The sequence below is a fragment of the Cognatundibacterium luofuense genome, from assembly GCF_018139685.1.
Lineage (GTDB): Bacteria > Pseudomonadota > Gammaproteobacteria > Burkholderiales > Burkholderiaceae_D > Undibacterium > Undibacterium luofuense.
Map to the genome: position 1 here is coordinate 1 of NZ_JAGSPN010000525.1, position 301 is coordinate 301.

Here is a 301-nt window from a genome sequence, read left to right on the forward strand (position 1 = left end):
GTATCGTGTTACCCGGTCAGGGCGCGATGCCGGATTGCATGCAAAGCCTGCGTGATTCCGGTGTGCAGGGGGCGGTATTGGAAGCCAGTCGCAGCAAACCACTGTTTGGCGTCTGTGTCGGTGAACAAATGCTGTTTGATCTGAGCGAGGAAGGAAATACGCCGGGTCTGGGATTATTGCCGGGTAAAGTGGTACGCTTCCAGCTTGATGGCCGTCTGCAGGCAGATGGCTCGCGTTTTAAAGTGCCGCAAATGGGCTGGAACCGTGTCGCACAGGCTCAGAGCCATGCGTTGTGGCAGGG

The 301-nt window shown here is 57.5% G+C and carries 1 protein-coding gene; it reads left to right on the forward strand.

Translation table 11 applies throughout. The annotated features are described in order from the left end of the window. Positions 1-301 (forward strand): type 1 glutamine amidotransferase family protein (locus tag KDM89_RS21525; RefSeq protein ID WP_463322646.1); only part of this gene is annotated, 301 nt, incomplete at both ends.